We start from the raw sequence: 25681 nt of genomic DNA, 5'->3' as shown, positions 1-25681 counted from the left end.
TGCGTTGGTCTAGCGCCGGCGCCATCCCGCAAACACGCAATCCTAGGACCTTCCCATTCATGGCTAACACGGATGCCTTGAAGCAACAGGGCGCGCGAGCCTTCTCGCCGACCTTGAAATCGCACTTGGCCTATACGCTGCTCAGTGCCCTGGTGATCATGCTGATGCTCAGCCTGGTGCGCCTCGCGCTGCTGGTCTACAACAGTGACATGATCGGCGACACCCCTTATTCCACCGTTGCCGAAGGCTTGTTCAACGGTTTGCGCTTCGACCTGCGCGTGGTGGTGTACCTGAGCATCCCGTTGCTGCTGGCAACGCTGAGCCCATGGGCCATGGCCCGGCGCGGCCTGTTCCGCTTCTGGCTGACCATCACCGCGAGCGTGGTGATGTTCCTCGGCCTGATGGAGCTGGACTTCTACCGCGAGTTCCACCAGCGCCTCAACGGCCTGGTCTTCCAGTACATCAAGGAAGACCCGAAAACCGTGATGAGCATGCTCTGGTACGGCTTCCCGGTGGTCCGCTACCTGCTGGCCTGGCTGTTCGGCACCTGGCTGCTGAGCCTGCTGTTCAAGGGCATCGACCGCCTGACCCGTGGCATCGGTGGCAGTGGCGTTACCGTGCAGCGCAGTGTTGCGCCGTGGTATCACCGCCTGGCCGTGTTCATGGTGATCCTGCTGGTGGCTGTGGTTGCCGCCCGTGGCACCCTGCGCCAGGGCCCGCCCATGCGCTGGGGCGATGCCTTCACCACTGACTCCAACTTCGTCAACCAGCTGGGCCTCAACGGTACCCTGACACTGATCGACGCTGCCAAGAGCCGTTTCGGCGAGGACCGTGCCAACATCTGGAAGCCGGTGCTGGAGCAGAACCTGGCCACGCAGACCGTGCGTGAACATCTCCTGACCCCTTACGACACGCTGGTCGATGCCGATGAGGCCGCCGTGCGCCGTGACTTCGTGCCGCCGGCCGAAGGTACCTTGCCGGTCAAGAACGTCGTTGTGATCCTCATGGAGAGCTTCGCGGGCCATTCGGTAGGCGCCCTGGGCAGCCCGAACAACATCACCCCGTACTTCGACAAGCTGGCCAAGGAGGGGCTGTTGTTCGACCGCTTCTTCTCCAACGGTACCCATACCCACCAGGGCATGTTCGCTACCATGGCCTGCTTCCCGAACCTGCCGGGCTTCGAATACCTGATGCAGACCCCGGAAGGCGGCCACAAGCTGTCGGGCTTGCCGGCGCTGTTGAGCGCCCGTGACTACGACGACGTGTACGTCTACAACGGTGATTTCGCCTGGGACAACCAGTCCGGTTTCTTCGGCAACCAGGGCATGACCACCTTCATCGGCCGCAACGACTTCGTCGACCCGGTGTTCTCCGACCCAACCTGGGGCGTTTCCGACCAGGACATGTTCGACCGTGGCAACGAGGAGCTGGCCAAGCACGATGGCAAGAAGCCGATCTACGCGCTGCTGCAGACGCTGTCCAACCACACCCCGTATGCCTTGCCCAAGGACCTGCCGGTCGAGAAGGTCACAGGCCAGGGCCGCCTGGACGAGCACCTGACCGCCATGCGCTACTCCGACTGGGCGCTGGGCCAGTTCTTCGAGAAGGCGCGCAAGGAGCCGTACTTCAAGGACACCCTGTTCGTCATCGTTGGCGACCATGGTTTTGGCAACCACCAGCAGGTCACCGAACTGGACCTGGGCCGCTTCAACGTGCCGCTGCTGCTGATCGCGCCGGGCATCCAGGAGAAGTTCGGTGCGCTCAACCACACCGTGGGCACCCAGGTCGACATCGTGCCGACCATCATGGGCCGCCTGGGTGGCCAGGCACGGCACCAGTGCTGGGGCCGCGACCTGCTCAACCTGCCTGAGGGCGACCAGGGCATCGGTATGATCAAGCCGTCGGGCAGCGAGCAGATCGTTGGCCTGGTGCAGGGTGACCGCATCCTCATCGAGTCCAAGGACATGACCCCGCGCCTGTACCGCTACCAGCTGGGCAGCGAGTTCAAGGCCGAGCTGATCGAAAGCCCCGACCAGCCGCAAATGCTCAAGCAGCTCGAAGCGTATATCCAGACCGCGACCAAGAGCCTGCTCGACAACACGGCCGGTGTGGTGCACGGTACACCGAAGTAACTGGCAAACAGGGCCGCTTTGCGGCCCATCGCCGGCAAGCCGGCTCCCACAAGATGGCGCCGGCCTGCGGTCACCAGTGGCTGCAACTGACTGAACAAATCGCCCGGCCCACGGTCAAGCATTAACAGGCATCACCCCCGGTGTTCTCTGCTTGAGAGGGCTATTCAATGAAAGAGTGGGAAGTCATCTTTGCCGACCAGAAAGGCGAGCCAACCACGCTGCTGATGCACGGTGAACTGTGCCCCAGCGAGGAAGAGGCGGCCAAGGCCATTCGTTCGCATCTTTTCCCGGTCATGGATGAGCTGGACCTCAACGACTTCCAGGACCGTGCCCTATCCCCCACGGCACGTTGGCTCAAGGAGCAGAACGGCGTAGTCATCACCCGTATCCAGGAATCTTCCTGACCCGCACGGTTGGCGTGGTGCCGCGCAAGGCACTACGCTAGTGGGAGGTGTTGGCCTGTTCTGCGGGGCTGCACCTGTCAATTCGCGTCTTGCATCAGCTCGAACTGCACGGCAATGCCGGCAGGTGCGTAGTGCACGGAAAGTCTATCCATTGCTTTATTCAGGAGGACGATTCATGAGCAGCCAGAACGACGATATCAGCAGCAATGTCCTGCGTCAGATGAAAGCTGGCGGTTTCGACTTCACCCGTATCCACCCCATCGAGTTCTACGCGGTATTTCCAGATGAAGCCGGCGCGCGACGCGCGGCCGGGCAGTTTCGCGGTGAGTCTCTCAATGCTCAGGTGCGAGAACGGGATGATGGTGTGTGGCACCTGGAACTGAGCAAGATCATGTATGCCACCTATGGTGGTATCGGGGACTTCGAAGAGGCCTTCGAGCAGGTCGTGTCACCCTATGGCGGCGAGGTAGAGGGGTGGGGCGTCAAGCAGGAACGGCCGACAGCCTGAACCCCCCTGGGGTTGCCTTGCAGCCCGATCCAATCGCCGGCCAGCCGGCGATTGGCCTTCAAGGCCTACGCTTGGCCATATGCCCCAGGTAAGCCAGCAAGGCATCCAGTTCTTCTTCACTCAAAACACTTTCGGCAAACCCCGGCATGCGCGCCTGTGGCCACTGCCTCAGGCTTTGCGGGTCACGAATGTACTGGCGCAGGAACCCCGGCTGGAAATACTCGGTCGGGTTGTGCGGCATGTTCAGGTCCGGGCCGAACTGGGCATCCCCCGCACCGTTGAGCCGGTGACAGGCCAGGCAGTTCTGCTGGAACAGGGCAAAGCCCTGGCGCACCGGGCCTTCGGCCGGCAGCTTCGGGTCAGGGAGCAGCGCCGGGAAGCGTTGTTCCACCGCCGCCAGGCGGCGGATCGTGGCAATCTGGAACGGCCATTGCTCGGGGCGGATGCCGCTTGCCTGGGGGGCGGTCCACACCAGGTAGAACGGCCCGGCGCTTGGCTTGCCGTTGCCCAGTGCCGGCCACGGTGCGGCGGGGTCCTCGATGGCCAGCCAGGCGCGCGCCGGGCCCTCCTGCAGCAACGGCGCAGCCGGCATTTCGGCAGCGAAACCGTCCAGCGCCACGGCCTGCAGGTGGTCATCTGCCTTTATGCCTTGTAACAGCGTGGCCAAGGGCACCGCGCGGTAACGCATGGGCCGTTTATAGGACACGTCCTGCTCGATGTTTATTTCGCGTGCTTGCGGCATGCGCAGCAAATCGGCGCTGTCCAGAGTGCGCGACGAGCCGTCGAGTTCCAGGTGCAGTTGGGCCGCCGAAAGGGGCAGGCTCAGAAGAAGGGCTAGCAGGGCAAAACCTAGGCGCATGAGCATTCTCCGACCGTCATGGCCGGCAGGTTACCTGTGCGTTGCCCCTTGAGGCCACTGCCATCGTCATCCGAACAAACGTGTCAGGTTCGGCAAGATCAACAGCAACGTCGTGGCGAATAAAATGAGCCCAGCTTGGCGAAGTTTCGATTGTCTGAACATGGCGGACCGCCTTCTTGTTGTTATTCCTGAATACCCGTTGGCTTCCCTGTCGCACTTCGGGTCGATCACCGCAGCGTGCCTGCACGCCCTACCACTTACCTCTTTGTATCGATATACAACCAACAGTAGGGTGAACGTCATCCATGTTTAAGAACCCTTTGTTCTATTAAAGCTGAGAATCGGTGGCTTGATGATATGAGGCAAAAAGCCAGCCATCTGGCACGCTCTGGCTAGACAGTGGCGCAACACCCAGCGCCTACTCGACAAAATGTGACCGTTCGTCAGTGCAGCCTACTTGCTTGTATGTGCCTTTCACGGCAGTCTCTACAGCTGATTCCCACCCACGTCGTTCAGGACTATCCCTATGTCGTTACGCATCTGCATCCTTGAGACCGATGTCCTGCGACCGGAGTTGACCGCGCAGTACCAGGGCTACGGCAGGATGTTCGAGCAGCTCTTCTCGCGGCAGCCGATCGCCGCCGAATTTCGTGTGTACAACGTGATGAACGGCGACTACCCCGCCGACGATGAACGTTTCGATGCCTACCTTGTGACAGGCAGCAAGGCGGACTCGTTCGGTACCGATCCATGGATCCAGACCCTCAAGGCATACCTGCTCAAGCTGTACGAGCGCGGCGAAAAGCTGCTGGGTGTGTGCTTCGGTCACCAGTTGCTGGCGTTGACCCTGGGTGGCAAGGCCGAGCGGGCCGACAAGGGGTGGGGTGTGGGCATCCATCGCTACTCGCTGGCGGCGCATGCGCCGTGGATGGACCCTGAGGTTTCCGAGCTGACCCTGCTGATCAGCCACCAGGACCAGGTGACCGAGCTGCCTGAAGGTGCCACGGTGATCGCCTCGAGCGATTTCTGCCCGAATGCGGCGTATCACATTCGCGATCAGGTGCTGTGCTTCCAGGGGCATCCGGAGTTTGTCCACGACTATTCGCGGGCCTTGCTCGATGCGCGCCAGGAATACCTGGGGGATGAGGTTTACCACAAGGCGGTGGCGAGCCTGGCCACTGAACACCAGGGCGACCTGGTCGGTGAGTGGATGATGCGCTTCATCCAGCAGCCAGCCAAGGCCAGCGATAGCGCTGCCTGAGCCACAGGGGCTGCAACAGCAGCCCCGACACGCTAAAGCCAGCCGGAGCGCTTGAAGCTGGCGAACAGCCCGGTGCATCCCAGCCCGATCACCGCCAGCACCCCGAAATACCCGTAGTGCCAGCCAAGCTCCGGCATGTTCTGGAAGTTCATCCCGTAGATCCCGGCAATCGCCGTGGGGAAAGCCAGAATCGCCGCCCACGCTGCGAACTTGCGCTGCACGATGCTTTGCCGCCGTGACTCCAGCAGCATGCCGATCTCGATGGTCTGGCTGGCGATGTCGCGGATCCCGACCAAGTCTTCCATCTGCCGCGTCACGTGGATCTGCACGTCGCGAAAGTAGGGGCGCATGTTCTTGTCGATGAACGGGAAACTCAGGCGCTGCAGTTCCTCGCTTATCTCCACCATCGGTGCCACATAGCGGCGCAGGCGCAGTATGTCGCGGCGCAGGCTGTGCAGGCGGCGAATGTCGTCTTCGAGCAACGAGCCGGTAAGCACGCTTTGCTCCAGCTCCTCGATCTCGCCATGGATGGCTTCGCTGACCGGTTGGTAGTTTTCGGTGACGAAGTCCAGCAGTGCGTAAAGCACGAAATCTTCGCCGTGCTCCAACAGCAAGGGGCGCGCCTCGCAGCGTTGGCGCACCAGGGCATAGGATTTGGAGTGGCCATTGCGGCAGGTAATGATGTAGCCGTTGCCGGCGAAGATGTGGGTTTCGATGAACTCCAGCTTGCCCTCATGGCGCACGGGCGAATAGGTGACGATGAACAGCGCGTCGCCGAAGGTCTCGAGCTTGGGCCGGCTGTGTTTCTCCAGTGCGTCTTCAATGGCCAGCTCGTGCAGGTTGAACTGGCACTGCAGGTTGGCCAGTTCTTCGGCATTGGGCTCTTCCAGGCCGATCCAGACGAAATGCCCAGGCTTGCGCGCCCACTCGCTGCCCTCGTCGATGCTGATGTTGGTGACTTTTCTGCCGGCGCTGTATACCGCCGATGCCACGACTCGACCCATGGTTATCCACTTGTCCGGTTGCACACGGGTTACAGCTTGGGCCGTATGGGCCTTGAGGGCAACCTAGCGTTTGGCCAGCTCGCCTTCCATGTGGTCGATGCACTGCTGCATCTGCCCGCGGCACTGCTCGATCAAGGCCGGGATGTCCTGCTGGGTCAGCCCTTCAGTAGCGATCGGCGGCAGTGAGCGCACGATCACTGTGCGGCGTCGCCAGCTGTTCAGGCCCAGGCGCCGCGCATAACGGCTGACGCACACCGGCACTATCGGTACGCCCGCCTCGAGGGCCATGTGGAAGGCGCCTTTCTTGAACGCCAGCAATTGGTCTGCGGGGTTGCGCGTGCCTTCCGGGAAAATCCAGATCGAGGTGTCGTCACGCAGGATGCGCGTGGTCACCTGCATGGCCTTGCGCGCCTGGTAAGCGTTCTTGCGGTCCACCAGTACGTTGCCGCCCAGCCAGAACAACTGCCCGAACAGCGGTATCCAGCCGAGGCTTTTCTTGCCGATGGCGACCGTGCGCCGGGGCACCACGTGGCCGAGGATGAACAGGTCGAAGTTGGACTGGTGGTTGGCAATGATCACGCAGCCGGGTGGCTGGTCCCACAGCGGGCCGACTTCGGCCTTGACCTTGATGCGCAGCAGCCAGGTGGCCGGCAGGCTGTATAAGCGGGCGAAGATGCGGCTGTTGTCGCGGTTGAAGGGGCGCAGCAGGCCGATCAGCAGGCCTAAAACCCCGACCAGCAGGAAGTGCAGCGCCAGCAGGAGCATGCGAAGGCAGTAAAGCATGGTACGACTCACACCAGACAGTCGCGGTGCAGTGTACGGCTGTGCACTGGGTTGGGCAAACCTTGGGTTCGCCGTAATGGCCCTCCGGGCGGCGTACCGGCCAGAGGGCCTGCAGGGTCAACCGATCGGGTTCTGGTCCAGCGCGATTGCCTCATCCAGGGCATCGAGCAGGCCCTTGCGCACCTTCAGCTTGGTGTTCTTGTGCGCCAGCATGTTCAGCTTCTTCAATTCACGCGCAGCGGCCAGCGCGGTGTCGAGCAACTGCTCGGCCGGCACCACCTTGTCGAGGAAGCCCGCTTGCATCGCGCCATGTGGGTCGAAGATTTCGGCATTGTTCACCGAACGCTGGAATGCTGCGCGGCTCAGGCGGTCGCGGGCCAGCTCGATGCCAGCGTGGTGCATGGTCATGCCGATCTGCACTTCGTTCAGGCAGATCTTGTAAGGCCCCTCGACGCCGATGCGGTAGTCGGCGGACAACAACAGGAAGGCGCCCTTGGCCACGGCGTTGCCGGGGCAGGCGACAATCACCGGGAACGGGTGAGAGAGCAGGCGCCGGGCCAGGGTGGAGCCGGCGGTGACCAGGCTGATGGCTTCCTTGGGGCCTGCGGTCATCACTTTAAGGTCATAGCCGCCGGACAGGATGCCCGGCTGGCCGGTGATGATGACCACGGCGCGGTCTTCCTTGGCGCGGTCCAGGGCGGCGTTGAAGGCAGTGATGACATCCGGCGAGATGGCGTTGACCTTGCCGTTGTTCAGGGTCAGGGTGGCGATGCCGTCTTCGGCGTGGTAGGTAATCAGCTCGCTCATGACAGAGTCCTTTAGGTGGCGTGGCGATGACGTTACCCAGCGCTGCGGGCCAGGTAAAGCAGCAAGGCTGACCAGCCAGTCAGCGACTGGCCCTCATGCCTTGCGCAATCAGGGCAGGGCGGCCGGGTGCGGTAAAAGCGCTGGCGAGATTGGCGGCTTTGCCTTGGCAGCCTCGGCTTTTCGGTGGCCTGGCTTAAATGCATGAAAAAACTGAAAAAAATGCTTGCCAAAGAAAAGGTCTTCTACTAAATTAGCGCGCCTCGACAGGCTGAATGGCTTGAAGAGAAACGGTGAAGTGTCCGAGTGGTCGAAGGAGCACGCCTGGAAAGTGTGTATACGAGAAATCGTATCAAGGGTTCAAATCCCTTCTTCACCGCCACATTCTACGAAGAGCCCCCAAGCTGAAAGGTTTGGGGGCTTTTTGTTTTTTACGGGCGCTTGGTGGGCGTGGCCTGTAATTGATCGACTACCTGAGCCCAGTCAAAAGGCAGAAGGTCGGCATATACAAGCCCTGCGTTACGGATTGCTTGTGCAAACGCGCGCTGTGTTGCGGCAGTCGCCAAGCTCATATGCGCATCCACGCCAACGTCAGATACCGTTCGCGCTACTTCCTCCATCTCTTCTGCGCGTCTGAAGCCATGTTCGGCGACCCGGCTGATGAGATAGTGCGCAAGTGTTCCGTCCCAGCCTGAGCCAGGAAAGCTTTCATGCAGTGAAGCGAGTACGAAATCCTCGGCGCCATATTGCCGCGCAGTGGCCATGCATTCTGTTGTCAACGCTTCAAGCCCTTTGATCATTATGCTGCGGCACATCTTGATGGAAGACGCCACACCAATGGTGTTTGCTACGGTTTGAACCTTCAAGCCGAGCCCCTTTAGCGCAGTTTCGAGTTCAAGTGCCCGAGGGCCGCCCAATAGCATGGGGGTTTTCAAGCGCTGTGGCGGCAGCGGTGCCATGACTGCCGCATCGACATAGTCCACACCATGGTGCGTTGCGGCTTGGTGCGCTGCTTTTTTTGTTGCTGGCGCCACAGAATTCAGATCCATGAAAACTTGCCCGGACCTGAGCTGTGGCATGAGGTGCAGGGCGACCTCAAGGGCGGCACCGGCGGTCACTGCAGACATGACCAGGTCGGCGCCGTCACTGGCATCGATAGCCGAAGCACAAAGCCTGACGCCACACGCCTGTGCCTTGGTCAACAGGGCGCCGCGACACGCTTCATCTTGCTGAAGCTTGTCATATACCTGCACATGGACACCCTGGCGGGCGATATCTTGGGCGAGTATCGCACCGGCCTCGCCAAAACCAATCAACCCCAGCGTTTTGATGTACATCACGGGCTCCTCGTAATCGGTTGCCTGAAAAACGGCAACGTTCTGTTCGCAACGTTTCAGGAGAGAAAGAGGCTGTTTACTTGAATGCAAGCGAGTAGTTGAGGATCAAGCGGTTCTCGTCGATGCCACGGTTGATATCGCTTCGGTAAAGGGCGTTACGCCAGCGAATCGAAAGGCCTTTGAAGTGTGGAATCTCGTAGGTCACATCCACGTCGCGCTCCCACTCGCCGCCGCCGCCTCGCTTGTCCAGATGTGCCCCCTGGATGTAGCTGGTATAAAAGCTCAGCCCGTGCACACCCAGGTGACTGAAGTCATAGCCGTAGCGCAACTGCCAACTGCGCTCACCTGCTTCTGCGAAGTCGTGGTATTGAACGTAGTTGGGCAAATACGGGTTATTGATGTAGGGGAAGCCAGTGTCACCTTCCATATGCTGATAGGTGGCAAGCATGCTGTGGCCATTGTCGAGTGTGTAACTGACCAGGGCGGTGTAAGCCTCGTTGTCAACACGACCGGCCTTGGCATTGCCTGCTTCATGGCTGAAGAAAGCCCGCAGGTCCAACTCGAGCCACCCACGGCCAAGCTTTCGGCGCTGGGTCGCGCCGAGAAAGTGCTGCGCGTAAACGTCCTCGAGGCCACCGTGGTAGTAACTGAACGTCAGTGTTGGGTCGGGTTTGTAGCTCGCGCCAGCGTACCGGAAGTGATCACCCACGCCGGCGGTTGAGTAACGGCCGTTTTTTGCCGCCAGCATGATGTGTTGTTGGTCGGTGGAGTCGGGGCTGGTTGTGCGGTTGAATTGGGCCAGGTTGACGGTCAGCCCGTCAATTTCGCTGGAACTGATCTGCGTCCCTTGGAAGGACTGCGGGAAAAGCCGGCTACCATTGAATTGCAAAACCGGTACCTTGGGGAGCGCGATGCCGTAGCGCAGTTCAGTCCTCGATACTTTGACTTTCGCTGCTAAACCGCCCTTGGAGTACTCTTCAACCGCCTCTCCCGATGCAGTAGTTGGCAGAAGCCCGCTTCCCGTCCGATCTGCACTGGAGTCGAGACGGACGCCGAGATAGCCCAATGCATCCAGGCCAACGCCGATATCTCCTTGGGTAAATCCAGATTCATAGTTGAGCAGAAATCCCTGAGCCCATTCTTCCCGCTTTGATACACCCGTACCGTCGCGAAAGTCTGCGTTGTAATAGAAATTGCGGATATCCAGGCGTACCTTGCTGTCTTCGATAAAGCTGGCGGCCAGCAGGGGTGTGACACACGTCATCCCCGCCAGCGTTACGGCGTAGCGCAGTTTGGAATTCATTATTGTTTTCTCCAGGGCGCAGCAATCCACGGCCCTGTCGGCAGGGCCGTGGAGGTCAAGCAGTGGGGATCAGTGTTTGGTGGGGTGCAGTTGCTGGTTCAGCTTGCCGCGATCCAGTTCTTTTTCCCAGGCGGATACCACCAGTGCTGCGACACCATTCCCGACGAGGTTGGTCATCGCCAAGCCAGTGCCCATAAAGCGGTGGATGCCCAGGATCAGCACCATTCCCGCAACGGGCACAACGGGCACGACGAGCAAGGTACTGGTCAACATCACGAACGCAGCCCCCGAAACCCCGCTGGCACCTTTTGAACTCAGCATGGCAACAATGATCAAGGTCAGTTGCTGCCCCCACGTAAGTTCAATGTCGAGCGCTTGAGCAATGAACAGAACAGCCATGGTCAAATAGATGTTGGTGCCGTCCAGGTTGAAGGAATAGCCGGTGGGTATCACCAGGCCGACGACCGATTTCGAACAACCGAGTCGTTCCATCTTCTCCATGATTTGGGGGAGTACAACTTCAGATGAGCTGGTGCCCAGTACAATCAGTAGTTCATCCTTGATATACGAGACGAACCGCAGGATGCTGAACCCGCAAAGCCTTGCAACGAAGCCCAACACCAGCACGATGAAGAATATGCAAAGCACGTAGAAGCTTGCGATCAATTTGAGCAGCGGCAGCAGCGATGCGGCGCCATATGTGCCAACGGTAGACGCGATTGCACCAAAGGCGCCGACTGCTGAAAACTTGGCGATGATATGGACAATACCGAAGAACACGCCCGAAACGCCTTCGATCATGGTGTACACCGGCTTACCTTTATCCCCCATCGCGGACAAGGCACAGCCAAAAAGTACTGAAATCAGCAGAATGCACAGGATGTTGCCATCTGCCAGCGCTGAGACGAACGTATTCGGGATGATACTCATCAGGAATTCGACGATACCCAGGTGCTGCGCTTTCTCAGCAAAACCTGTCACTGCAGAGGCATCCAGTGAATCAGGGTTTACGTGAAACCCGGCGCCTGGGTTGAACAGGTGGCCGCCGAGTAACCCTATGACCAGCGAGACGGTGGAAATTATCTCGAAGTAAAGCAGTGCCTTGCCTCCCACACGACCGACCTTTTTCAGGTCTTGCATGCCCGCGATGCCGGTCACTACGGTACAGAACACCACAGGGCCGATGATCATCTTGATAAGCTTGATGAACGCATCACCCAATGGTTTTAGTGAGGCGGCGAAATCTGGCCAGAAATGTCCGACGAGCCCACCCAAGACAATCCCCAGCAAAACCTGGAAATACATCGCTTTATAGAAGGGCTGTCGTGTGCGGGCCGCGGGCTTCAGTTGCGCGGCAGGGTGCGTCGCTTCGGTCGAAGTGTTCATATCGATTCCACTACCTGATTGTTTTTGGAGTTGGTGTGGTCGAGCGCTGAAATCAGCGTCCGTAAAGCTTCAGGGGGTTGTCGATCAGTAGCTTCTGACGTGTCGCTGGGTCCGGGCAGAAGCGGTACATCAGATCGACAAGCCCCCCGTCATTGGGCATGTCCTTGCTGATGTTTGGATGAGGCCAGTCAGTACCCCAGAGCACACGCTCCGGCGCCGTCTCGATAAGCGACATGGCGAAGGGGATAGCATCATCAAAGGGTTTGCGCCCCGCTGAGACCCTTTCGGCGCCACAGACCTTCACCCATGCCAGCGGATTGTCCATCAGCTCAAGCAACGTCCGAAACGGCGCTTGATCGAGGCCGTCCTGAGCCTTGATGCGGCCCATGTGGTCTATTACGAACGGCACCTGGATACGTGCCAAGCGATCGGCATAGGTGACGATGTCCTGAGCATCCAGGTGAAGTACCACATGCCAGCCCAAGGGTTGGATACGTTCCAGTGCCTGGTCGAAAATGGCAAGGTCGGGCGCACCGCCCAGGTGAGCGACGAAATTGAACCGTACTCCCCGAACCCCGCAGGCGTCCATCCGCGCCAACGCCTCGTCAGTCTCGCTGCCGTCGATGATTGCTACGCCTCGATAGCGCCCGGCACTGCGGCCAATTGCATCTAGCATCGCGCGGTTGTCTGAGCCGTGGCAGCTGGCCTGAACAATAACGCCGCGTTCGAAGCCAAGGTGGTCATGAAGTTCGACAAGCTGCGCGAATGCGGCGTCTGGTGGGGTGTAGCTGCGGTCTTCGGCGTAGGGGAATTGCGCCGCTGGCCCAAATACATGGCAGTGAGCATCCCACGAACCAACAGGCAGGGCCTCAACAGGCTTGGTGGGGAATAGGTCGGGTGGCAGGCAGCTTTTCATGGCACGTCTCTATTGGCTGTCGTGGGTAAGTTCTCAGCCATCTTGACGCTCAAGGAGCCATGCAACAATCGACAAGCCCCACTAGCAGTTATGTGGTTTTTGCATGGCTTGATCGCGCATTTGATGTTTGACCACGGCCAAGGTCATCGAAGCCAGGCGTGTCAATGGTCTCTGATTGGTTGTGGCGACGAACAGGTGGGTATTCATAGTGGGCTCGACGATTGGGGCCGCTTGCAAGCCTGGGGGCACATAGGAGCCACTGAGTGCCATTCGTGACAGAACGGCAAAGCCGGCGCCCGCGGCGACCAGGTCTATCAAAGAGGGAATGCCGTCTATTTCCATGTGTACGTTGAGTTCTACATGATGCCGTGCAGCTTCCGATTCGATCAGCCGCCTGAGGGAGTGCGGCTGGCTGGGTATGATCAGTGGGTAGTCACCGAGGGTGGCTAGCGGCACCTCTGGCGCGAGGCTTGCCCCGGCAGCACCAATCAACCAAAGGGGTTCGGATTGAAGGGGCTCAAAATGCAGTTGCGCGTTTTGCGCGGGGTTGTACAGCAGCGCAAAATCCAGGCGGCCCAACAGCAGCCACTCCCTCATGGAGTGGGACAAGCCTTCCTTGATGCCCAGCGAGCACCCGGGAAACGCCTTTTGAAACGCTGTGACAATACCAACGGTATGGCGCCGCGCAATACTAGGGGGGAGGCCGATCACCACCTTGCCAGTCAATGAGTCACGCTGTTCTTGCAAATCCTCGCGGGCGACTTGTACTTGACGCAAGATGCCCTGGCCATGCTCGAAAAGCCGGGTGCCAGCAGGGGTAAGGGTGACGCCTCTACCGTTGCGCAGTAACAGGTGTTGCCCAAGCTCCAGCTCCAACTGGCGCACTTGACGGCTTACGACCGACTGGGACAGGTTCAGTGTCGCCGCCGCCCTGGTGAAGCCACCAAATTCAGCGACGCGTACAAAGCACTCCAGTTGCTTGAGATCCACCCGATACGCCCCCGCATCCAAAACATTATTCTGTTGGATTCATCTTGATTTGCGAAGGGCGAATCTGTTGATCACAGCCATGGGCGGGTGAGTAATGCGTGCTCACCAAGCGGAAGATCCCGCTTTCTGACATACGCCGCCAACGGTGTCTAGAAGCTCACCGAAGCCGACACCCGTGCCGTCCGCGGCGCGCCCTGGAACAGGTAGTTGTCCCCCAGGTAATCCCCCACATCCCGCCAGTAGCGTTTGTCGAACACGTTATCCACGGTCAGGCGCAGCACCGTGTCATAGCCGCCGATGCGCGTGCGATAGCGGCTACCCACGTCAAACACGGTATAGCCGCCCACCTGCACATTCCCCGCCTGGCTCGCATACTTGCTGGCGCTGTAACGTGCCCCGCCCAGCAGGGCCAGGCCCGGCACCGGCAGGCTGTAGTCGGCGTGCAGGGCTGCGCGCAGGCGCGGCACGTTGATCGCCTGATGGTCTTCGTAGGCCTCGGTACCGCTGTTCTTCACGCGCGCGCGAATCGCTGCGGCGCTGGCCTGGATTTGCAGGTTCGAGGTCACCCAGCCGCTGGCGCCCAGTTCCAGGCCGATGTTCTTCTGTTGGCCCTGCTGCACGTAGGTGAAGGTGGCGTCGCCTTCAGGGCGGGCGTATTGATAGGCCTGGCGGATCTGGAACAGCGCGGCGCTGAAACTCATGCCCTGCCAGTCGCGTTTGATGCCCAGCTCAAGCTGATGCGACAGGGTAGGGGCGAGGATTTCTGCCGCGTTGCTGGCGTACCAGGGCGCGGTACCCCCTGCGGACAGGCCCTTGGAGTAGCTGGCATACACGGTGGTGTCCTGGCGCGGCTTGTAGATCAGCGCGGCATTGGGCAGCAACTGGTATTGCCGGGTATGGCGCCCGGCCAGGCCGGTTTCGTCCCAGGTCTTTTCGTCCAGGCGTACTTCGCGGGCGCCGAGCACGGCCTGCCACTGCTCGCTGAAGGTGATGCGGTCGTTGACGAACAGGCCGTACTGGCGGCTGTCCAGGCGCCGCTCGCTGGCACCGACCGGCAGGTCCGAGGGCGCCACGGCGGGTGCGCCGGTGTAGATGTTGCCGCTACCGACCAGTTGGTTGTAGTAGGGGCGCTGATCCAGCGTGCGGCGTTGTGCGCTGGCACCCACCGTCAGCTCATGGCTCACGCCGAGCGCGTCGAAGTGGCCGTCGAGCATCGCTTGCGCTTCATCGGTGCGGCGGGTGTCGTCAGGGCTGCGGAAGTCGTAGATGTCGTAGTCGCCCTCCGGGCTGAAGTGCGACTGCCAGCCGGCTTCGCTGCCCCAGGCGAACGAGCTGTAGTCATCGATCACCACTTTGCTGCGCGAGGCGCTGAGGGTGCCGCTCCAGGTATCGTTGAAGCGGTACTGGAAACGCCCGCCCAGGTTCAGTGAATCGGTCTGTACCGGCTTGGCCCAGTGCTGGTAGGCCAGGCGGTCATCCGGGTCGATGCCGTGCGGTACTTCGCTGCCGCCAAGCAGTTGATAGCCCGGTACCGAGCGCTGTTCGCGGTGCTGGTACTCGGCATCGAGCTGCAAGGTGGCATCGGGGTTTATCTGCCAGTCGAACGCCAGCGAGGCAAAGTCGCGCTTGCCATCGGCATGGTCGACATATGAGCGGATATCTTCGTGGGCGAGGTTGGCGCGCAGGCCGAACTGCCGTTCACTGCCAAACCAGCCGCCCAGGTCGGTGGCCAGGTAGCGCTCGCCTTGTTCGTTGGTCGATACCGTTACGCTGCGCACATCCTCGGCGCGCTTGGTCACGTAATTGATCAGCCCGCCGGGCGCCGACACGCCACTGTGTAGGCCCGACAGGCCCTTGAGCAGTTCGACTTGCTGCTTGTTCTCCAGCGCCACGTTCTGCTCGCCGGCGATGGTCTGGCCATTGATGCGGTAGCTGCTGGCGGCATTGAGTTCGAAGCCGCGCACGTTGAAGTTTTCGTAATAGCCGATCGGGGCGTAGCTTTCGCCGACCGAGGCATCGCTTTGCAGCACTTCGCTGAGTTTGCGTACCTGGCGGTCTTCGATCAGTTGCCGGTTGAAAACACTGACTGATGCCGGGGTATCGAGCAGGGGGGCTGCCTGAAACCCGCCTGCCGAGGCTTCGGTTACCTGATAGCCGTCGTTGCCGTAGGTGTCGGAAACCTCTACCGGGGCGAGGGTGACACTGTCTTGAGCCAAACCGTGGGGGCTGTGCAGGGCCAGGCCCAGGCTGAGCAGGCTCAGGGGCAGGCGGGGGTGTGGCAGGGGCATGCTGGGGTCCTTGAGCGGTGAGCACACGCGGGCCCATTCGCGGGTAAGCCCGCGAATGGGCCCGTGCAGTCAAAAAACGCTCATGTTATCAGGCGCGTATCTCCCCGTACGCCTGAAGTTGTTCAATCCCCTGCAGGCGGGTGCCGATGCTGGCGCCAGCTGTCGTCGATCTTGGACCAGGTCTTGCCATCGGTACTGGCCATCAGCTTGCGGCCGTCCTTGAACGTCGCAAGGAAGGTGGCTTCTTCCTCCTTGCCGCCGAGCCATAGCCCGGCCAGCAAGCCCACCGGGCCGGCCACCAGGGCACCGGCCATGCCCCAGCCGAGCGCGGTACCCAGGCTGCGATTGGATTCCAGGCTGGCCAGGCGCAGGTCGCTGATGCGGGCAAGGGAAATCCGCTCGCCAGGCGAGGGGCTGCGCGGGGTCTTGAGTGTGAGCGATCCATTGCGATACTCGCCTTCACCTTGCAAGAAATCGCCGGATTGCACCGTGAGCCTTGTCATTGAGTCGTCCTGTCAGTAAAGGGGCTTTGATCAATCCCTACTGAAGCGCTGGCGCGACGGGCAAGTCAACGAGCAGGCGACGGAGGGTTGCGGTGTCATGCCGCACAGGCCTTCACGGCGCGCTTGCGCTTGTGCTCGGCCCAACCCCACACCAGCAGCGCCAGCGCCCCGATCAACAGGCCGGCCGTCACGATGCCCATCCAGCCCTGGTACTGGAACAACTGTGTGCCCAGCAAGGAGCCTAGTGCCCCTCCGATGAAATAACAGGTGATGTAACCGGCATTGAGGCGGGTACGGGCTTCGGGCCGCAAGGCGATGACCGCGTTCTGGTTGCTCACGTGCACCAGTTGCACGGCCAGGTCCAGCACCAGTACGCCGAGCAGCAAGGCCAGTAGCGAGCTTTCGGCGAAACCCAGCGGTACCCACGACAGCAACAGCGCAACAAGGCCCACTGTGGTGCCCAGCGAGCCTCTGCCGCGGTCAGCCAGGCGGCCGGCCCAGTTGGCCGAAAGTGCACCTGCCGCGCCGGCAAGGCCGAACAGGCCGATAACCGCGTCGGAATAGTGGTAGGGCTCACGCGCCAGCAGAAACGCAAGCGGCGTCCAGAACAGCCCGAACAGGCTGAACGCCAGCAACCCCAGCAGCGAGCGCAGGCGCAGCACTGGCTCCTCAATGAACAGGCGGAATACAGAGCCGATCAGTGCCGGGTATTTCAGCCCGGCATGGCTGTGGTGTTGTGGCAGGCTGCGGTACAGGGCAAAGGCGGTGACAGCCATCAGCACCGCGGCCAACACATAGATGCTGCGCCAGCCACCCAGCTCGGCCATGAAGCCGGCAGCGGTGCGCGCCAGCAGTATGCCCAGCAGCAAGCCGCTCATCAGCGTACCCACCGCGCGCCCGCGCTGATGCGGCTCGCTCAGGGTGGCGGCCATGGGCACGAGGATCTGCGCCACTACTGAGAACAGCCCGGTGAGCGCGGTCCCCAGGATCAGCCAGGGCAGGCTGGGGGCGCAGGCGCTGATCACCAGGCCCAAGGTGGAAATGACCGACATGATCACGATCAGGCGGCGCTGCTCGAACAGGTCGCCCAAAGGCGCCAGCAGCAGAAGGCCCGCGCCGTAGCTGAGTTGCGCGGCGATGACGATGCTGCCGGCGCTGGCGGTGCTCAGGCCGAACTGTTCGGCGATGCTGTGCAGCAGTGGCTGCGCGTAGTAGTTGCTGGCCACGGCCAGGCCGGTGGCGGTGGCCATCAGCAGGATCAGGGCGCGGCTCAAGGTTGGGGTGTTCATCAATATCTCGGTGCGGGGAAGGTCAGTGGCGTTCAGTATCTGGGCGGCTCAGGTGGACGCCAGCGTGCAAACATTTCGATCAGGCTGCAAAGCCGCCGTCGGCGGTAAGGCTTGCTCCGGTGATGTAACCCGCCTCCGGCCCCGCCAGGTACGCCACGAAGCTGGCAATTTCATCTACCTGCCCATAGCGCCCGATTGCCATCAAGGGGAGCAGGCTTTCGGCAAACTCGCCGCTGGCCGGGTTCATGTCGGTATCCACCGGCCCTGGCTGCACGTTGTTCACGGTGATGCCCTGTGGCCCCAAATCGCGTGCCATGCCTTTGGTAAGGCCGACCAATGCCGACTTGCTCATGGCATACGGTGCGCCGCCAGCAAACGGCATGCGCTCGGCATTGGTGCTGCCGATGTTGATGATGCGCCCGCCCTGGCCCATGTAGCGGGCGGCGGCCTGGCTGGCGACGAACACGCTGCGCACGTTGATGGCCAAGGTGCGGTCGAAGTCTGCCAGGTCGAATTCGGTTAGCGGCGCCACGGCCAGTACGCCTGCATTGTTGACCAGGATATCGAGGCGGCCGAAGGCTTTTACGGTGTCGTCCACTGCCAGTTGCACCGCGGCGGCGTCGGCACTGTCTGCGCGCAGGGCCAATGCCTGGCCGCCGGCGGCTATGACCTGTGCCACCAGGTCGTTGGCCGGGCCTTCGGAGTTTGCGTAGGTGAAGGCAACCTGGGCGCCATCACGGGCCAGGCGGCGGACGATGGCGGCACCGATGCCGCGTGAACCGCCCTGGACCAGGGCCACTTTGCCTTCGAGGGTAAGTTGCTGGGACATGCTGATCTCCTGCTGCAAGCAAGGCCGAATGCCTTGGATGGGCGTAGTATCGACCGATGATTACCTGCTGATAAGATGGCAATCACTATTGGCAGAGTAAACCTTTGGTTGGTAATCATGGCCATGGAGTCGTTCAACGCCCTTGAATGTTTTATCCGCAGCGCCGAAGTGGGCAGCTTCGCCGAAGCGGCCCGCCGTTTGAGCATTACCCCTGCGGCGGTGGGCAAGCATGTCGCCCAGCTTGAAGCGCGCCTGGGTGTGCGGCTGTTCCAGCGTAGTACCCGCAAGCTGACCTTGACCGAAGCCGGGCAGCGTTTTTTAGGCGAAGTCAGTGACAGCTTTCGTACCATCCAGTACGCCGTGGCCAACCTGGCCAGCGCCGAAGGCCAGCCGGCCGGGCTGTTGCGGGTGAGCATGGGGACGGTATTCGGCAGGCTGTACGTATTGCCGCTGCTGGGTGAATTCTTGCGGCGCTACCCGGCGATCACCCCGGACTGGCATTTCGACAACCGTCAGGTAGACCTGATCGGCCAAGGTTTCGATGCGGCGATTGGCGGCGGGTTCGAGCTACCGCTGGGGGTGGTGGCGCGCCGGCTGACCCCTGCGCATCGGGTGTTGGTGGCAGCCCCTGGGTACTTGAGCCAGCACCCGGTCATTGAAGACCCGCAGGTGCTGGGCCACCATGCCGGCATCTTGATTCGCTCACCGCAGACCGGCCGTGTGCGGTCGTGGCCGTTGACCAGCCGTTGGCAGGCGCAGCAGCCACTGCTATTGCGCCAGGCGATGACCATGAGCGACTCTGATGCAGCGTGCGCCGTAGCCCAGCAGGGGTTGGGCATTGCATTGGTCAGCCTGCCGTTTGCCGTGCCTTACCTGCAGGCGGGCCAACTGCAAAGGGTGTTGCCGGACTGGTATGTGGATGATGGGCATATCAGCTTGTATTACGCCGAGCACAAGCTTCTGCCGGGCAAGACCCGGGCGTTCATCGAGTTCGTGCAGGAGCAGTTCGCTCATGGCGGGTTGGCGCGCAAATTCGATGCGCTTGCCGGTTAGTCGGTCGCTGGCATGGCCGGCCTCATCGCCGGCAAGCCGGCTCCCACTGGTTTGCGCTGAGCTTGAGAGCAGCGGGGTACCTGTGGGAGATTCTATGGTTATCAGCAAGCCATTTTCGCGCCTTTGGTGACCTATTCGTCCTGATTTTTCATCAGGGCGAATGCCGCTCGTGCGAACTTTCTAGCCAGGATTACCTTTGCGGGGCTTTCCTTTGAGTCTTGCATCGGATTTACCGGCCCTATCGCCGGCAAGCCGGCTCCCACAGGGAACGCGCAGTTCTTGAGGTCTGCACTGTACTTGTGAGCCGGCTTGCCGGCGATGGGGCCGGTTCAGGCAACCTCGATAATGAAGAACAGCTGGGCCCCAAGGCTAACCTCGTCATCGACTTTTTTACCGATCAGTTGCTGGCCTAGCGGTGAGCGCGGGGTAATGACCGTCACCAGTGCGTCTGCCTCGCCAATCTTCAACCCGGCCGCTTCCGGCCCCAGGAACACCTGCCGCTGAGCCCCGCTTCATCTTCCAGAATCACCAGGCTCCCACAGGTACCCCGCTGCTCTCAAGCTCAGCGCAAAACCAGTGGGAGCCGGCTTGCCGGCGATGGGGCCGGTTCAGGCAACCTCGATAATGAAGAACAGCTGGGCCCCAAGGCTAACCTCGTCATCGACTTTTTTACCGATCAGTTGCTGGCCTAGCGGTGAGCGCGGGGTAATGACCGTCACCAGTGCGTCTGCCTCGCCAATCTTCAACCCGGCCGCTTCCGGCCCCAGGAACACCTGCCGCTGAGCCCCGCCTCATCTTCCAGAATCACCAGGCTCCCACAGGTACCCCGCTGCTCTCAAGCTCAGCGCAAAACCAGTGGGAGCCGGCTTGCCGGCGATGAGGCCGGTTCAGGCAACCTCGATAATGAAGAACAGCTGGGCCCCAAGGCTAACCTCGTCATCGACTTTTTTACCGATCAGTTGCTGGCCTAGCGGTGAGCGCGGGGTAATGACCGTCACCAGTGCGTCTGCCTCGCCAATCTTCAGCCCGGCCGCTTCCGGCCCCAGGAACACCTGCCGCTGAGCCCCGCTTCATCTTCCAGAATCACCAGGCTCCCACAGGTACCCCGCAGCTCTCAAGCTCAGCGCAAAACCAGTGGGAGCCGGCTTGCCGGCGATGGGGCCGGTTCAGGCAACCTCGATAATGAAGAACAGCTGGGCCCCAAGGCTAACCTCGTCATCGACTTTTTTACCGATCAGTTGCTGGCCTAGCGGTGAGCGCGGGGTAATGACCGTCACCAGCGCGTCTGCCTCGCCAATCTTCAACCCGGCCGCTTCCGGCCCCAGGAACACCTGCCGCTGAGCCCCCGCTTCATCTTCCAGAATCACCAGGCTGCCGATCTGTATCCCCCGCGCCGGGTCGTAGTCGCGCAGCACCAGTTGCTGGTAGATCAGCAGTGCCTGGCGAATCTCGGCCGTGCGCCGCGCCTGGCCGGTGGCCAGGTACGAGGCCTCCAGGCCAAGGGTGTCGTACTTGTTTTCGGCGATGTTTTCTTCGGCGGTGGCGGTTTCGTAGGCGGTTTGCGCGGCGCGGCGCAATACTTCCATGTCGGTTTCCAGGGCTTCAACGATACGCGTGAGCAGGGCGGCCTTGTTCATGATCAGTAACAGAACTCCAGCACGTTGGCCTGGCTCTTTTCGGTCGGCGCAGTGCGGTTCTGCGACAGCCAGAACTGGCACTTGGGGCTGTTGAGGTTGCGTGGGTTGCCTTGCGCGGCCTCGGCCGCCTGCTGCAGCTCCTGCTTGTGCAGGATGGCCTTGTAGCGCTCGAACATCTCGTTTTGCGCATCCGCCGGTTGCGCCGGCGGGGCCGCGGGCCGGGCAAGGGCGGGGGCGACGGCCTGGGCCACCGGCTGTACCTGCTCGGGCCACAGGTGTACGGCCAGCCACAGGCTCAGCGCGATGGCCACGGCACCGAGCCACAGGCCCAATGCCACACACAGGGTCAGTTGCACAGGCTTGAGGGTTATTTGCAGTTCACGGTGGCGGGGCATGGTGGCCTCCTGGCAGGCGTTATGTCGGCCATTGTCGCATGGCATCGGGCGGTTTTTCAGCGTTGGTGCTTTTGTCGGCGACAATTTAACCGCAGAATTCGTGATTTTGCGCAGGGCGAGGGCAGGGCACATGAACGTCACCTGGGACATTTTCTGCAGTGTCGTGGACAACTACGGTGATATCGGCGTGACCTGGCGCCTGGCCCGGCAGCTGGTGGCCGAGCACGGGCTGGCGGTGCGCCTGTGGGTGGACGACCTGGAGGCTTTCGTGCCCCTGTGCCCAGGCGCCGACGCCGGCGCCGCGCGGCAATGGCAGCAGGGCGTCGAGGTGCGCGCCTGGCCTGGCCAGTGGCAGCCGGTCGAGCCCGCCGATGTTGTGATTGGTGCCTTTGCCTGCCAGTTGCCCGCACAGTACGTCGAAGCGATGCGTGCCCGTTCCACGCCGATCCTTTGGCTCAACCTCGACTACCTCAGTGCCGAAGACTGGGTGGAGGGCTGCCACGGCTTGCCGTCGCCGCAGCCCAATGGCCTGCGCAAGGTGTTTTTCTTCCCGGGCTTTACCGAGAAGACTGGCGGGTTGCTGCGCGAGGCTTCGTTGCTGGCGCAGCGGCAGGCTTTCGAGCAATCTGCACAGGCGCGAGCCGCCTTCCTGCAAGGGCTGGGTGTAGACGTGCAGGCCGATGCGCAACTGGTCTCGCTGTTCGCCTATGAAAACCCGCAACTGGGCAGCTGGCTCGACGCATTGGCCACCGACACCTGCGCCACTCATTTGCTAGTGCCGCAAGGCCGTATTCTCCCGGACCTGGCCAATTGGCTGGGCGAGCCGGGGCTCAAGGTCGGCGACGTGTTCCAGCGGGGGGCGCTGAGGGTGCAGATCTTGCCGTTCGTCAGCCAGGACGACTATGACCGCCTGCTGTGGAGCTGCGATTTCAATGCCGTACGCGGCGAAGACTCGTTCGTGCGTGCGCAGTGGGCCGGCCGGCCGATGCTCTGGCACATCTACGTGCAAGAGGAAAACGCCCACTGGGAAAAGCTCGACGCGTTCCTGCACCTTTATCGACAGGGCCTGTCGGACGCTGCCGGCGAGGCAATGGTGGCATTGTGGCGCGCCTGGAACATGAACCACGATATGCACCAGGCCTGGCGAGGGGCCCGTAAACACTGGCCGGAACTGCAGCAGCATGCCCGTGAGTGGGCGGCGCGCCAAGCCGCTCGGCCGGACCTCGCCAAGGCGCTGGTACAGTTTTACCGAAATTGGCTATGATATGCGGCCTCGATTTTTATAAATCCATCCAGATTCGGATACTTCGTAATGAAAACTGGTAAAGAACTGAAACCCGGTACCGTACTGCGGATCGACAACGACCCGTGGCTGGTTCAGAAAGCCGAGTTCACCAAATCGGGTCGCAACAGCGCGATCATGAAGACCAAGCTGAAAAACCTGCTGACCGGCTACAAGACCGAAACCGTTTACGGTGCGGACGACAAGCTGGACGACGTGATCCTGGATCGCAAAGAAGCGACCCTGTCGTTCATCAGCGGTGACTCGTACACCTTCATGGACACCACCGACTACACCATGTACGAACTGAACGCCGAAGACATCGACGCCGTTCTGCCGTACATCGAAGAAGGCATGGAAGACATCTGCGAAGCCGTCTTCTTCGAAGGCCGTCTGGTATCGGTCGAGCTGCCGACCACCATCAGCCGTCAGGTTGTCTACACCGAGAACGCTGCGCGTGGCGACACCTCGGGCAAGGTCATGAAGCCTGCCAAGCTGAAGAACGGTACCGAGATCCAGGTTGCCGACTTCATCCAGATCGACGAGTGGATCGACATCGACACTCGCGACAACAGCTTCAAGGGCCGTTCCAAGAAGTAATTCTTCTTGTGATGTGCACAAAAAACCCGGCCTCGGCCGGGTTTTTTTGTGCCTGTGTTCAGACCGTTACATGCAGCCTTACATCCACATTGCCGCGGGTAGCGTTGGAATAAGGGCACACCTGGTGCGCCTTCTCCACCAGCCCTTCGGCTTCGGCCTGGGCAAGGCCCGGCAGGTTGATGTGCAGGTCGATATCCAGGCCGAAGCCACCGGGGATCTGGCCAATGCCCACCTTGGCGGTGATCGAAGCGTCGCCAGGCAGTTGCTTTTTCTCCTGGCCGGCGACGAATTTCAGTGCGCCGATGAAGCAGGCCGAATAGCCAGCCGCGAACATTTGCTCAGGGTTGGTGCCGTCACCGCCCGCGCCGCCCAGTTCCTTGGGGGTGCTCAGCTTGACTTCCAGCTTGCCGTCGCTGGAGCGGGATTTGCCGTCGCGACCGCCAGTGGAGGTGGCTTCTGCGATGTACAGCGGAGTGACCTTGTGCATATTGAGCCTCGCTAGTGTGCTGTGCGCCCCGTGTGTATGCCGGGTGCATCGGGTGGGTACGGGATTTAAATTAGCGCGCAATTAGTTAGCGCGCAAGATAAATCTTCACCGCTCGTCCGAACGGGCATTGCACAGCATAGCCGTCAGAGGTTCTTTTGCAGGCTGTCGCGCAACTCCAGCAGGTCTGCCTGTAGTTGTTGCAGGCGCTCCAGGCTGCGGCCGCTGGCCTTGAGAATGCACTGTGGCACCTCTTTGGCCTGCTGCTGAAGGGCGTGCCCCTTGTCGGTCAGTTGCACCAGCACCACCCGTTCATCCTCACGGCTACGGGTTCGCTTGAGCAGGCCTTCGCTTTCCAGCCGCTTGAGCAAGGGAGTGAGGGAGCCTGGGTCGGTGAGCAGGTGCTGGCTGATCTCGCCCACGGTCAGGCCGTCCTGTTCCCACAGTACGAGCATGGCCAGGTACTGCGGGTAGGTAAGGCCCAATGCCTGAAGCAGGGGCTTGTAGACCTTGGTCATCAGCAACGAGGTGGAGTGCAGGGCAAAGCAGACCTGGTTGTCCAGCAGCAGCTCGTCGCAAGAAGCTTGGGTGTCGGCGTTCATGCAGGTCCTTGAATGTGATCAATGGGGAAATCTAGCACGCTGAAGGTTTGCGCGCTCATTGCCATCGCAGCTCACTTCGCAGTGCCAGGTCCCACGGGGGGATCGGGCTGAAGCGGCTCTTGAGGAATTCGAGCAGCAAGCGGCTGCGAGAGTTCGTTTCATGTGCCAGGCGCAGCGCATAAATACCGCTGGTCTCTGCCGCGGGCAGGCCGTTGTCGCAAAAAAGCGGCACCAGTTCGCCACGCAGCAGGTACTCGCTGACCAGCCAGGTCGGCAGGTGGGCAATGCCCAGGCCGGCAAGCGCGCCGAACAGCAGCGTTTCAGCATTGTTGGCGGCCATGCGCATCCGCGAGGGCCGGTACAGCCGTGATTGCCCATCGACGTTGAAGCGCCAGGCGAACGGTGGTGCCAGGCCGTCCCAGTCCAGCCCGTCGTGGTCGGGCAATTCGCTGGGGCAGGCGGGTATGCCGCGGCTGGCCAGGTAGGCGGGGCTGGCGCAAGCGACGCGGACCATGTAGGCCAGCGGTGTGGCGACCAGGCGGGTATCGGCCAGAGGGCCCGCACGCAGCACCAGGTCGACCTCGCCCAGGTGGCTGCCGTGCAGGTCGACGAAGCTGTCGATCAGCCGCAGGTGCACATCAAGGCCTGGGTAGGCCACCAGGAAGTCGGCAATGGCCGGGGCCAGGTGGCGGCGGCCGAAGGCGGCAGGGGCGTCGATACGGATCAAGCCCTCCGGAGCACTGCTCAGTGATACGGCCTCGGCGCGGGCCAGGCGCAGTTCCTCGATGATGCGCCGGGCGCGCTCGGCGAAAGCGTTGCCTGCAGGCGTGGCGCGCACCGCATGGGTGCTGCGGGTGAACAGGCGGCTGCCCACGGCGCTCTCGAGGTTGTCGATGCGCCGGGCGACGGCGGAGGGGGTGAGTGGATGGCGCCGGGCGGCAGCGGAAAAACTGCCGGTCTCCAGCACATCGAGGAACAGGCTCAGTTGATCGGTCAGGGTGTCAGGGCTCATGGCTGCCTTGCTTTTGCATG

At 61.4% G+C, this 25681-nt stretch carries 25 protein-coding genes, 1 tRNA gene and 3 pseudogenes; 8 read left to right on the top strand and 21 right to left on the bottom strand.

From position 1 onward, the window contains the following. The first annotated feature begins 59 nt into the window (after positions 1 to 59). The 3 genes from IWW33_RS04375 to IWW33_RS04365 all read left to right on the top strand — a co-directional run bounded on the left by IWW33_RS04375 (position 60) and on the right by IWW33_RS04365 (position 3044). A complete protein-coding gene (locus tag IWW33_RS04375) occupies positions 60 to 2132 on the top strand; it encodes an LTA synthase family protein (protein ID WP_196914213.1) in 2073 nt (690 codons plus the stop codon). Between the two features lie 167 nt (positions 2133 to 2299). Beyond that, a complete protein-coding gene (locus tag IWW33_RS04370; protein ID WP_115272887.1) occupies positions 2300 to 2536 on the top strand; it encodes a hypothetical protein in 237 nt (78 codons plus the stop codon). Positions 2537 to 2711: 175 nt separating this feature from the next. Beyond that, complete coding sequence (locus IWW33_RS04365; RefSeq protein ID WP_115272886.1) at positions 2712 to 3044, top strand: ribonuclease E inhibitor RraB; 333 nt, start codon at positions 2712 to 2714, stop codon at positions 3042 to 3044. Positions 3045 to 3102: 58 nt separating this feature from the next. Here the strand turns inward: IWW33_RS04365 and IWW33_RS04360 are convergent, their stop codons facing one another. Further along, positions 3103 to 3903 (bottom strand): cytochrome c, encoded by an 801-nt coding sequence (locus IWW33_RS04360; protein ID WP_115275442.1) that lies wholly within the window; start codon positions 3901 to 3903, stop codon positions 3103 to 3105. 526 nt (positions 3904 to 4429) lie between these two features. On the opposite strand from IWW33_RS04360, the gene IWW33_RS04355 reads away from it, so the two are divergent. Further along, positions 4430 to 5164 carry an amidotransferase gene (locus IWW33_RS04355; protein WP_119688488.1) on the top strand — a complete coding sequence of 245 codons (735 nt, stop codon included), beginning with the start codon at positions 4430 to 4432 and terminating at the stop codon, positions 5162 to 5164. 32 nt (positions 5165 to 5196) lie between these two features. Here the strand turns inward: IWW33_RS04355 and IWW33_RS04350 are convergent, their stop codons facing one another. The 3 genes from IWW33_RS04350 to IWW33_RS04340 all read right to left on the bottom strand — a co-directional run bounded on the left by IWW33_RS04350 (position 5197) and on the right by IWW33_RS04340 (position 7758). Next, entirely contained in the window at positions 5197 to 6168 is a 972-nt protein-coding gene (locus IWW33_RS04350; RefSeq protein ID WP_012313364.1) for a magnesium and cobalt transport protein CorA, read from the bottom strand. A 63-nt stretch (positions 6169 to 6231) separates the two neighbouring features. Further along, complete coding sequence (locus tag IWW33_RS04345) at positions 6232 to 6951, bottom strand: lysophospholipid acyltransferase family protein (protein ID WP_046786609.1); 720 nt, start codon at positions 6949 to 6951, stop codon at positions 6232 to 6234. A gap of 117 nt (positions 6952 to 7068) precedes the next feature. After that, positions 7069 to 7758: a crotonase/enoyl-CoA hydratase family protein gene (locus tag IWW33_RS04340; RefSeq protein WP_046786608.1), complete on the bottom strand. Its 690-nt coding sequence runs from the start codon at positions 7756 to 7758 to the stop codon at positions 7069 to 7071. Between the two features lie 289 nt (positions 7759 to 8047). On the opposite strand from IWW33_RS04340, the gene IWW33_RS04335 reads away from it, so the two are divergent. Then, a tRNA-Ser gene (locus IWW33_RS04335) sits at positions 8048 to 8137 on the top strand. A gap of 49 nt (positions 8138 to 8186) precedes the next feature. Here the strand turns inward: IWW33_RS04335 and IWW33_RS04330 are convergent. From IWW33_RS04330 to IWW33_RS04290, 9 genes are all read right to left on the bottom strand, one after another. After that, entirely contained in the window at positions 8187 to 9092 is a 906-nt protein-coding gene (locus IWW33_RS04330) for a DUF1932 domain-containing protein (RefSeq protein WP_115272884.1), read from the bottom strand. A gap of 76 nt (positions 9093 to 9168) precedes the next feature. After that, the gene (locus IWW33_RS04325) at positions 9169 to 10395 is read right to left on the bottom strand and encodes an OprD family porin (RefSeq protein WP_115272883.1); all 1227 of its coding nucleotides are present in this window, start codon (positions 10393 to 10395) and stop codon (positions 9169 to 9171) included. Between the two features lie 69 nt (positions 10396 to 10464). Then, entirely contained in the window at positions 10465 to 11781 is a 1317-nt protein-coding gene (locus IWW33_RS04320; RefSeq protein WP_196914212.1) for a dicarboxylate/amino acid:cation symporter, read from the bottom strand. Between the two features lie 52 nt (positions 11782 to 11833). Beyond that, entirely contained in the window at positions 11834 to 12697 is an 864-nt protein-coding gene (locus IWW33_RS04315) for an amidohydrolase family protein (protein ID WP_119688490.1), read from the bottom strand. A gap of 81 nt (positions 12698 to 12778) precedes the next feature. Continuing rightward, on the bottom strand, positions 12779 to 13687 hold the full coding sequence (locus tag IWW33_RS04310) for a LysR family transcriptional regulator (RefSeq protein WP_196914211.1): 909 nt from the start codon (positions 13685 to 13687) through the stop codon (positions 12779 to 12781). Between the two features lie 149 nt (positions 13688 to 13836). Beyond that, positions 13837 to 15975 carry a TonB-dependent siderophore receptor gene (locus IWW33_RS04305; RefSeq protein WP_196914210.1) on the bottom strand — a complete coding sequence of 713 codons (2139 nt, stop codon included), beginning with the start codon at positions 15973 to 15975 and terminating at the stop codon, positions 13837 to 13839. Positions 15976 to 16097: 122 nt separating this feature from the next. After that, on the bottom strand, positions 16098 to 16478 hold the full coding sequence (locus tag IWW33_RS04300; RefSeq protein ID WP_046786606.1) for a hypothetical protein: 381 nt from the start codon (positions 16476 to 16478) through the stop codon (positions 16098 to 16100). Positions 16479 to 16573: 95 nt separating this feature from the next. After that, entirely contained in the window at positions 16574 to 17767 is a 1194-nt protein-coding gene (locus tag IWW33_RS04295) for an MFS transporter (protein ID WP_115275580.1), read from the bottom strand. A 79-nt stretch (positions 17768 to 17846) separates the two neighbouring features. Next, the gene (locus IWW33_RS04290; protein WP_115275581.1) at positions 17847 to 18596 is read right to left on the bottom strand and encodes a 3-oxoacyl-ACP reductase family protein; all 750 of its coding nucleotides are present in this window, start codon (positions 18594 to 18596) and stop codon (positions 17847 to 17849) included. Positions 18597 to 18713: 117 nt separating this feature from the next. Here IWW33_RS04290 and IWW33_RS04285 point away from each other — a divergent pair, with 117 nt between their 5' ends. Continuing rightward, on the top strand, positions 18714 to 19649 hold the full coding sequence (locus IWW33_RS04285) for a LysR family transcriptional regulator (protein WP_115275582.1): 936 nt from the start codon (positions 18714 to 18716) through the stop codon (positions 19647 to 19649). Between the two features lie 329 nt (positions 19650 to 19978). Here IWW33_RS04285 and IWW33_RS04280 read toward each other — a convergent pair. The 5 genes and pseudogenes from IWW33_RS04280 to IWW33_RS04260 all read right to left on the bottom strand — a co-directional run. Next, positions 19979 to 20184, bottom strand: a pseudogene (locus IWW33_RS04280) (GreA/GreB family elongation factor); the annotation flags it as partial. Between the two features lie 73 nt (positions 20185 to 20257). Then, positions 20258 to 20463, bottom strand: a pseudogene (locus IWW33_RS04275) (GreA/GreB family elongation factor); the annotation flags it as partial. Positions 20464 to 20536: 73 nt separating this feature from the next. Next, positions 20537 to 20742: pseudogene (locus IWW33_RS04270) on the bottom strand (GreA/GreB family elongation factor); the annotation flags it as partial. Positions 20743 to 20815: 73 nt separating this feature from the next. Beyond that, positions 20816 to 21286: a GreA/GreB family elongation factor gene (locus IWW33_RS04265; protein WP_115275583.1), complete on the bottom strand. Its 471-nt coding sequence runs from the start codon at positions 21284 to 21286 to the stop codon at positions 20816 to 20818. 2 nt (positions 21287 to 21288) lie between these two features. Beyond that, positions 21289 to 21681, bottom strand: a complete 393-nt coding sequence (locus IWW33_RS04260) for a hypothetical protein (RefSeq protein ID WP_046786601.1) — start codon at positions 21679 to 21681, stop codon at positions 21289 to 21291. Positions 21682 to 21811: 130 nt separating this feature from the next. Here IWW33_RS04260 and earP point away from each other — a divergent pair, with 130 nt between their 5' ends. After that, positions 21812 to 22945 (top strand): elongation factor P maturation arginine rhamnosyltransferase EarP, encoded by a 1134-nt coding sequence (gene earP / locus IWW33_RS04255; RefSeq protein ID WP_196914208.1) that lies wholly within the window; start codon positions 21812 to 21814, stop codon positions 22943 to 22945. 48 nt (positions 22946 to 22993) lie between these two features. Continuing rightward, positions 22994 to 23563 (top strand): elongation factor P, encoded by a 570-nt coding sequence (gene efp, locus IWW33_RS04250; RefSeq protein WP_012271109.1) that lies wholly within the window; start codon positions 22994 to 22996, stop codon positions 23561 to 23563. Positions 23564 to 23621: 58 nt separating this feature from the next. Here the strand turns inward: efp and IWW33_RS04245 are convergent, their stop codons facing one another. From IWW33_RS04245 to IWW33_RS04235, 3 genes are all read right to left on the bottom strand, one after another. Next, entirely contained in the window at positions 23622 to 24050 is a 429-nt protein-coding gene (locus tag IWW33_RS04245; protein ID WP_039605055.1) for an organic hydroperoxide resistance protein, read from the bottom strand. Between the two features lie 143 nt (positions 24051 to 24193). Continuing rightward, positions 24194 to 24649, bottom strand: coding sequence for a MarR family transcriptional regulator (locus IWW33_RS04240; RefSeq protein ID WP_196914207.1), 456 nt, complete (start codon positions 24647 to 24649; stop codon positions 24194 to 24196). A 55-nt stretch (positions 24650 to 24704) separates the two neighbouring features. Next, positions 24705 to 25661: a LysR family transcriptional regulator gene (locus IWW33_RS04235; protein ID WP_046786598.1), complete on the bottom strand. Its 957-nt coding sequence runs from the start codon at positions 25659 to 25661 to the stop codon at positions 24705 to 24707. Positions 25662 to 25681 lie beyond the last annotated feature (20 nt).

This window comes from Pseudomonas sp. M2 (genome assembly GCF_015751845.1).
In the GTDB taxonomy this organism is placed as follows: Bacteria; Pseudomonadota; Gammaproteobacteria; order Pseudomonadales; family Pseudomonadaceae; genus Aquipseudomonas; species Aquipseudomonas putida_E.
Note: the sequence above shows the minus strand (reverse complement) of the source record. Positions and strands in the feature narration are given on the sequence as shown.

What these genes read in the sequence shown, in the direction of transcription:
- IWW33_RS04345 (WP_046786609.1), bottom strand. Translation starts at nt 6,951, where the DNA reads ATGCTTTACTGCCTTCGCATGCTCCTGCTGGCGCTGCACTTCCTGCTG.
- IWW33_RS04260 (WP_046786601.1), bottom strand. Translation starts at nt 21,681, where the DNA reads ATGCCCCGCCACCGTGAACTGCAAATAACCCTCAAGCCTGTGCAACTG.
- IWW33_RS04235 (WP_046786598.1), bottom strand. Translation starts at nt 25,661, where the DNA reads ATGAGCCCTGACACCCTGACCGATCAACTGAGCCTGTTCCTCGATGTG.
- IWW33_RS04305 (WP_196914210.1), bottom strand. Translation starts at nt 15,975, where the DNA reads ATGCCCCTGCCACACCCCCGCCTGCCCCTGAGCCTGCTCAGCCTGGGC.
- IWW33_RS04245 (WP_039605055.1), bottom strand. Translation starts at nt 24,050, where the DNA reads ATGCACAAGGTCACTCCGCTGTACATCGCAGAAGCCACCTCCACTGGC.
- IWW33_RS04240 (WP_196914207.1), bottom strand. Translation starts at nt 24,649, where the DNA reads ATGAACGCCGACACCCAAGCTTCTTGCGACGAGCTGCTGCTGGACAAC.
- IWW33_RS04320 (WP_196914212.1), bottom strand. Translation starts at nt 11,781, where the DNA reads ATGAACACTTCGACCGAAGCGACGCACCCTGCCGCGCAACTGAAGCCC.
- IWW33_RS04295 (WP_115275580.1), bottom strand. Translation starts at nt 17,767, where the DNA reads ATGAACACCCCAACCTTGAGCCGCGCCCTGATCCTGCTGATGGCCACC.
- IWW33_RS04350 (WP_012313364.1), bottom strand. Translation starts at nt 6,168, where the DNA reads ATGGGTCGAGTCGTGGCATCGGCGGTATACAGCGCCGGCAGAAAAGTC.
- IWW33_RS04300 (WP_046786606.1), bottom strand. Translation starts at nt 16,478, where the DNA reads ATGACAAGGCTCACGGTGCAATCCGGCGATTTCTTGCAAGGTGAAGGC.
- IWW33_RS04325 (WP_115272883.1), bottom strand. Translation starts at nt 10,395, where the DNA reads ATGAATTCCAAACTGCGCTACGCCGTAACGCTGGCGGGGATGACGTGT.
- IWW33_RS04360 (WP_115275442.1), bottom strand. Translation starts at nt 3,903, where the DNA reads ATGCGCCTAGGTTTTGCCCTGCTAGCCCTTCTTCTGAGCCTGCCCCTT.
- IWW33_RS04315 (WP_119688490.1), bottom strand. Translation starts at nt 12,697, where the DNA reads ATGAAAAGCTGCCTGCCACCCGACCTATTCCCCACCAAGCCTGTTGAG.
- IWW33_RS04290 (WP_115275581.1), bottom strand. Translation starts at nt 18,596, where the DNA reads ATGTCCCAGCAACTTACCCTCGAAGGCAAAGTGGCCCTGGTCCAGGGC.
- efp (WP_012271109.1), top strand. Translation starts at nt 22,994, where the DNA reads ATGAAAACTGGTAAAGAACTGAAACCCGGTACCGTACTGCGGATCGAC.
- IWW33_RS04265 (WP_115275583.1), bottom strand. Translation starts at nt 21,286, where the DNA reads ATGAACAAGGCCGCCCTGCTCACGCGTATCGTTGAAGCCCTGGAAACC.
- IWW33_RS04330 (WP_115272884.1), bottom strand. Translation starts at nt 9,092, where the DNA reads ATGTACATCAAAACGCTGGGGTTGATTGGTTTTGGCGAGGCCGGTGCG.
- earP (WP_196914208.1), top strand. Translation starts at nt 21,812, where the DNA reads ATGAACGTCACCTGGGACATTTTCTGCAGTGTCGTGGACAACTACGGT.
- IWW33_RS04340 (WP_046786608.1), bottom strand. Translation starts at nt 7,758, where the DNA reads ATGAGCGAGCTGATTACCTACCACGCCGAAGACGGCATCGCCACCCTG.
- IWW33_RS04370 (WP_115272887.1), top strand. Translation starts at nt 2,300, where the DNA reads ATGAAAGAGTGGGAAGTCATCTTTGCCGACCAGAAAGGCGAGCCAACC.
- IWW33_RS04375 (WP_196914213.1), top strand. Translation starts at nt 60, where the DNA reads ATGGCTAACACGGATGCCTTGAAGCAACAGGGCGCGCGAGCCTTCTCG.
- IWW33_RS04285 (WP_115275582.1), top strand. Translation starts at nt 18,714, where the DNA reads ATGGCCATGGAGTCGTTCAACGCCCTTGAATGTTTTATCCGCAGCGCC.
- IWW33_RS04365 (WP_115272886.1), top strand. Translation starts at nt 2,712, where the DNA reads ATGAGCAGCCAGAACGACGATATCAGCAGCAATGTCCTGCGTCAGATG.
- IWW33_RS04355 (WP_119688488.1), top strand. Translation starts at nt 4,430, where the DNA reads ATGTCGTTACGCATCTGCATCCTTGAGACCGATGTCCTGCGACCGGAG.